The sequence below is a fragment of the Mesorhizobium sp. M4A.F.Ca.ET.022.05.2.1 genome, from assembly GCF_003998845.1.
In the GTDB taxonomy this organism is placed as follows: domain Bacteria; phylum Pseudomonadota; class Alphaproteobacteria; order Rhizobiales; family Rhizobiaceae; genus Mesorhizobium.
In genome coordinates this window covers 1-3,715 of record NZ_RZOJ01000509.1, presented here as the reverse complement: position 1 = coordinate 3,715, position 3,715 = coordinate 1, and the positions used below count along the sequence as shown (strand labels likewise).

General features: G+C 66.7%; 5 protein-coding genes. 2 read left to right on the top strand and 3 right to left on the bottom strand.

What is annotated here, in order from left to right; all coding sequences use genetic code 11:
- Nucleotides 1-16: 16 nt before the first annotated feature.
- The gene (locus EN745_RS31625; protein WP_127423062.1) at nucleotides 17-910 is read right to left on the bottom strand and encodes a DMT family transporter; all 894 of its coding nucleotides are present in this window, start codon (nucleotides 908-910) and stop codon (nucleotides 17-19) included.
- 90 nt (nucleotides 911-1,000) lie between these two features.
- Between EN745_RS31625 and EN745_RS31620 the strand changes: the two genes are divergently transcribed.
- Entirely contained in the window at nucleotides 1,001-1,933 is a 933-nt protein-coding gene (locus EN745_RS31620) for a LysR substrate-binding domain-containing protein (protein WP_127423061.1), read from the top strand.
- On the opposite strand, the gene EN745_RS31615 is transcribed toward EN745_RS31620, so the two are convergent.
- Nucleotides 1,926-2,516 carry a hypothetical protein gene (locus EN745_RS31615; protein ID WP_127423060.1) on the bottom strand — a complete coding sequence of 197 codons (591 nt, stop codon included), beginning with the start codon at nucleotides 2,514-2,516 and terminating at the stop codon, nucleotides 1,926-1,928. The genes EN745_RS31620 and EN745_RS31615 overlap by 8 nt on opposite strands.
- A 114-nt stretch (nucleotides 2,517-2,630) precedes the next feature.
- Here EN745_RS31615 and EN745_RS31610 point away from each other — a divergent pair, with 114 nt between their 5' ends.
- Entirely contained in the window at nucleotides 2,631-2,864 is a 234-nt protein-coding gene (locus EN745_RS31610) for a DUF2093 domain-containing protein (protein WP_126055071.1), read from the top strand.
- A gap of 6 nt (nucleotides 2,865-2,870) precedes the next feature.
- Here EN745_RS31610 and lpxK read toward each other — a convergent pair.
- The coding region (gene lpxK, locus EN745_RS31605) for a tetraacyldisaccharide 4'-kinase (protein WP_127423059.1) at nucleotides 2,871-3,715 on the bottom strand (845 nt) is incomplete at its 5' end.

Here is a 3,715-nt window from a genome sequence, read left to right as displayed (position 1 = left end):
ACGCTAGATCCCTGACTTACCGCTTCAAATTCACCACGATGACGCCGCCGAGCGCCAGCGCGCCGCCGAGGATGCCGAGCAGCGTCGGCACTTCGCCCAGCCAGAAGAAGCCGATCAGGGCGGACATCGGCGAGACCAGATAGAGGAAGTTCGAGGCACGCGCAGCCGGCAGGCGCGACAGCGCGGTCGCCCAGGCGGCGTAGGCGATCAGGCTCGGCACGATGCCGAGGTAGATCACGGCGCCGAGACCGGCCGTGTCGGCAACCGCCGCCTGCGAGATCGCTTCCGGCAGAAAGGGCGCCAGGCAGAGCGCGCCGAGCACCATGTTGGAGGCGGCGATGGTAAGGGGATGATGGCGGGCAAAGAGCGGCTTCTGGACGATGGTGTTGACGGCCGAGCAGAGCGCCGAGCCCAGCACCAGCAGCGCGCCGGTGTTGAAGTGCAGCCCCTGCCCGTCGGCCATGGCGATGATGCCGATGCCGGCGAACGAGATCAGCGTGCCGAGCCAGGCCAGGCCAGAAAAGCGCTCGCTGAGCAGCGCCATCGCCATGATGGCGGTGAAGATCGGGCTGACATTGATGATGAAGCCCGCGGCGCCCGCCGAGACGGTCAGCTCGCCGAAATTGAGCATCGCCGTGTAAAGCGCGACGAAGATGGCGCCGCCGAAGCCGAAGCGCCACAACTCGTCGACCTTGGGCAGCGCCGGGCGCTTGACGGCCAGGAAGATCGCCGCCGGCACAGCGGCGATGGCAAAACGCAGCGCGCCGAGCTCCAGCGGCTGGAAGGCCTCGAGGCCTGCACGGATCGCCGGGAAGGCGGAGGCCCAGCCGACCACTGTGAGCGCGACCGCGATGGCCGCCGTGGTGTCCATTCGCTGTGTCTGATTCAACGTACCGGCATAGGCGGTCATCGCTATATCCTCGTTGCTTGGCTCCATGGGGCTAGAAGACCGCATCAACCGTCGATTGACAAACGACCAATTCGAGGGTCACCTGTGAGCATGGATCACAGCTCGAACCAGTTACTCCCGTTGGAGACCTTGCGCGCTTTCGATGCTGCGGCGCGAACGGGGAGCTTTTCGGCGGCGGCCGAGAGGCTGAACCTCACCCACGGCGCCATCAGCCGGCAGATCGCCAAGCTGGAGGACTGGCTGGGGCTGAAAGTTTTCGAGCGCAACGCGCGCGGCGTGACGCTGACCAACGAGGGCAACCGCCTGCATCTGAGGACCACCGAGGCCTTCGCGCTGATCTCGGTCAATTCCGACCGCTGGGTCGAGCCGCGCGGCACCGCGGTGGTGCGGCTGGCCTCGATCCCATCGGTCAGCGGCCTTTGGCTGATGCCGCGCATGGCGGCGCTCGAGAACAACCCTACCCGGCTGCGCATCGTGCTCGATGTCGACAACCGCCAGGCGGATCTCGCCGACGAAGGTATCGACCTTTCGGTGCGTTGCGGGCGCGGCCGCATTCCCGGCCGTGTCTCGGTGCAGCTGTTCGAGGAGCACATCTTCCCGATTGCTTCGCCGGAACTGGCGGGGGAAATAGGGCACGGCGACCCTGCCCGGCTGCTCAAGTTCCCGCTCATCAACGATTCCGACGCGTCCGGCTGGCGCGCCTGGCTCGCGGCGCAGGACATCGACTACCGGCCGCGCCCGCAGGACCGACGCTTCGAGGACTACAATCTGGTGCTCGACGCGGCGGCGCACGGGCTGGGCATCGCGCTGGCGCGGCCGCCGCTGACGCTGGCACAACTCAAGTCGGGCCGGATAGTCGCCGTCGATGACCGCACTACGCTCAATCCGGTGTCCTACTGGCTCGACCGGCCCGCCGGTCGCCCGCGCGCCGCGGCGGCAGACCTTGCCCGGCGCATCGCGGCACAGGCAGGCGTTGCGACTGAAAAGCTCGAAGCCTTTCTGCAGGACGACGCGGTCAGCTGAGCAGCAACAGCGCGATGGTGGTGATCGTCGCAGAGAGCAGCGCCGTTAAGATCGACATCATCCACAGCGGCAGTTGGGTGGGTTCCGACGATCGAGCGTTGCCAGGTCGGACGGCCGCGCCACGTGGCCTGGGCGCGTTGGAATTGGCCGCAACCAGCACAGAAGAGGAAACCGCGATCGTCGACACCGGCAATGGCGGTGACGCCGTGGTCCTCGCCATGCTGTTGGCGATTGGCGGCTGGAGTGAGGTCAGGCGGCGCGGACCCTGTTCGGCTTCCGCGGCCGGCCTGCCGGCCGGAACACCGGCCGGGCTAAGATCTGCATCCGGTTCAATGACCGCCCGGTAGGCATCCTCGATCTGGTCGGAAGACAGGTGTTGGGTCGGGTGAGCGGGAGGCCTCGCCAACGAGCCGTTCAAGGCCTGCGCGGCGAGCTGCGCCGAAGACGCGGCCGACGGCGCAGGCGGCTGGACGAGCGCCTTGACCAGCGCGGTGGTCGCCGGATCGGCCTTGGCCGATGGCACCGGCTGCGGCGTCAGCGCCTGCTTCAGCAGCGACGTCAGGCGGGTGGAGGAAATGTCCATGCCGGCTCCCAGCAACCATTATGCTGTTGGAGCGATACTCCACGAGCATTGCGTCAAGCTTGACCTTGCCTACGATTTGTGGCGATTGAATCCCATGAACCCAAGCGTCATTTCATGATGAACCGTTTTGAAGGCCCGGGCGGCAAGGAAGCCCGCATCCGCTATCTCGACGGCGACTTCCAGGTCACCAGTCCGGGCGCGTTCGTGCGGTGCGCCGTGACCGGCGAGAGCATTCCGCTGGACGAGCTCAAATACTGGAGCGTCGCCCGGCAGGAGCCTTACGCCAACGCCACTGCCTCGCTGCGCCGCGAGATCGAGATGCACCCGGAAATGCGCAGCCGGGGATAGCACGTCTCACCGCCGCAGCTTGCGCTGCCGCCACGCATCAAGCGTCTCGTCGATGATGCGCTCGGGCACGTGGTCGAGCTCGAACACAGCGTCGATCTCCAGTACCTCGAGTTGATCCAGGAACTCTTGCGACGCGCCATGACGCAGCCGGGCCGCGTCCTTGGCCGTGGTGACGAGGCGAAGACCGTCGCGCTTCGCTGTCGCCGCCAGTTCGGCAAGCTCGTCCTCGGCATAGAAATGGTGGTCCGGGAAGGATTTGGCGAGCACGACGTCGCCGCCGCCCTGGCGCAGCGTGCCGAAGAATTTCTCGGGATGGCCGATGCCGGCAAAGGCGAGGAAGCGCTTGCCGGCGAAGCGTTCACGGGCGCGAGGCTCGGTATGCGCCTCGAAGATCGGCCGGCCGGCGCGCGCCGCTTGGCGCACCACCGGATCGGCCGCCGTCCCCTCGCCCATCTTGAGCAGTGCGCTGGTGAAGACCAGTTGGTCGACGATGTTTGCCCTCAACGGTCCGCCGGGGATGACGCGGCCATTGCCGATGCCGTAGCGCGTGTCGACGACGACCAGCGCGAAGTCGATATGAAGGCGCGCGCTTTGGAAGCCATCGTCCATGATGAGGAAGTCGCAACCGAGCTTTTCCATCAGCAACCGGGCGCCGGCAGCACGGTTCGGCGTCACAGCCACCGGCGCATGCTCGGCCAGAAGCAGCGGCTCGTCGCCGACATGCCTGGCGGCGTCGTGATGCAGATCGACGATATGCGGCTCACCAAAAGAGCCGCCATGGCCGCGCGACAGGAAGCCGGGACTGAGCTGCATGCGCTTGGCTTGCCTCGCCAGTGCGATCGCCACCGGAG